Below are 1,669 nucleotides of genomic sequence, written 5' to 3'. Positions count from 1 at the left end.
CCAGCTCTCCAAGCTGCTGCGCGCGGAGTACCTCGTCGACGCCCAGGGCTACAACCACGTCTACGGCCTGCCCCTGAAGGCAGCCGAGCTCGCCGAGGCCATCGGCCGCCTCGTCGGCGAGGCCGAGAACCGCGMGGTCGACCTCGGCGAGCACGGCCTCAACCTTCCCGCCGACCACGAGGAGGCCTGAACATGACCACCACCCAGAACCCGATCGACCTGGGCACCCCGGCGCTGCGCACCGGCACCGAGCTCGTCCCCACCATCAGTGAGGGCGAGAAGCAGACCGCCAAGGACTTCTCCTCAGACCAGGAGGTCCGCTGGTGCCCCGGCTGCGGCGACTACGCCGTCCTCAAGGCCGTCCAGTCCTTCCTGCCCGACCTGGGGCTGCGCCGCGAGAACATCGTCTTCGTCTCCGGCATCGGCTGCAGCTCACGCTTCCCGTACTACCTCGACACCTACGGGATGCACTCCATCCACGGCCGCGCACCCTCCATCGCCACCGGCATCGCCACCGCCCGCGAAGACCTCTCCGTGTGGGTCGTCACCGGTGACGGCGACGCGCTGTCCATCGGCGGCAACCACCTCATCCACGCCCTGCGCCGCAACGTCAACATGACGATCCTGCTGTTCAACAACCGCATCTACGGCCTCACCAAGGGCCAGTACTCCCCCACCAGCGAAGTCGGCAAGGTCACCAAGTCCACCCCCGTCGGGTCCCTGGACCACCCCTTCAACCCCGTCTCCCTGGCCCTGGGCGCCGAAGCCACCTTCGTCGCCCGCACCATCGATTCGGACCGCAAGCACCTCACCGCCGTGCTCGCCGCCGCCGCCGCCCACCGCGGCACCTCCCTGGTCGAGATCTACCAGAACTGCCCCATCTTCAACGACGGCGCCTTCGACGCCATCAAGGGCATGGGCGAGCACGACCGCGACACCGCCCAGCACGCCGTCATCCCCCTCCTCCACGGCCAACCCATCACCTTCGGGGTCCGCAACGACGACCCCGGCCCCCTCAACGGCCTCGGTGACAAGGCCCTCGKCCGCGCCGCCACCGGCGGGGTCGAGGTCGTCAACACCGCCGACGTGCCCCTCGAGCAGGTGCTCGTGCACGACGCGCACAACCCCGACCCCTCCACCGCGTTCGCGATCTCCCGCCTCACCGACACCGGCTACCTCAACCGCAGCCCCATCGGCATCTTCCGCCAGGTCGACCGCCCCACCTACGACGACCAGGCCCGCACCCAGGTCAACACCGCCATCCAGGCCGCCACCGACCACGGCACCCCCGAAGAACGCCTCACCCACCTCATCAACGCCGGCGACACCTGGACCATCGACTAACCCCCACCCGGCCGGCGCGGTACCGCCGGTGGTTGAGGTGCGAGGCGCCCCAGCGCCGAGCCTCGAAACCACCGGCACCGGCACACCCGACTGTGCCCACCACAGCCCGCCACCCAGGCCCGGAGGTTTCGAGGCTCCTCGCTGGCGCTCGTCACACCTCAACCACCGGGAGTCCGACGAAGCGAACCAGCGTGACGCCGTCGGCCGACAGCACACCCCAGCCACCAGGAACTTCGCGCGGCCTACCGGGGGTTCGACCTCACCAGCCGCCGGTGGTTGAGGTGCGAGGCGCCCCAGCGCCGAGCCTCGAAACCAGCGGCACCGC

2 protein-coding genes are annotated in these 1,669 nt (G+C 70.1%); both read left to right on the top strand.

Annotation, left to right across the window (positions count from 1 at the left end):
• Positions 1–190, top strand: a 190-nt coding sequence (locus tag L615_RS03480; protein WP_145724136.1) for a hypothetical protein, incomplete at its 5' end; no start/stop codon positions are given.
• 2 nt (positions 191–192) lie between these two features.
• A complete protein-coding gene (locus L615_RS03475) occupies positions 193–1,344 on the top strand; it encodes a 2-oxoacid:ferredoxin oxidoreductase subunit beta (RefSeq protein ID WP_145724135.1) in 1,152 nt (383 codons plus the stop codon).
• Positions 1,345–1,669: the final 325 nt, after the last annotated feature.

The sequence above is a fragment of the Nocardioides sp. J9 genome, assembly GCF_007829375.1.
Lineage (GTDB): Bacteria > Actinomycetota > Actinomycetes > Propionibacteriales > Nocardioidaceae > Nocardioides.
This window is presented reverse-complemented; position numbering and strand designations above follow the sequence as displayed.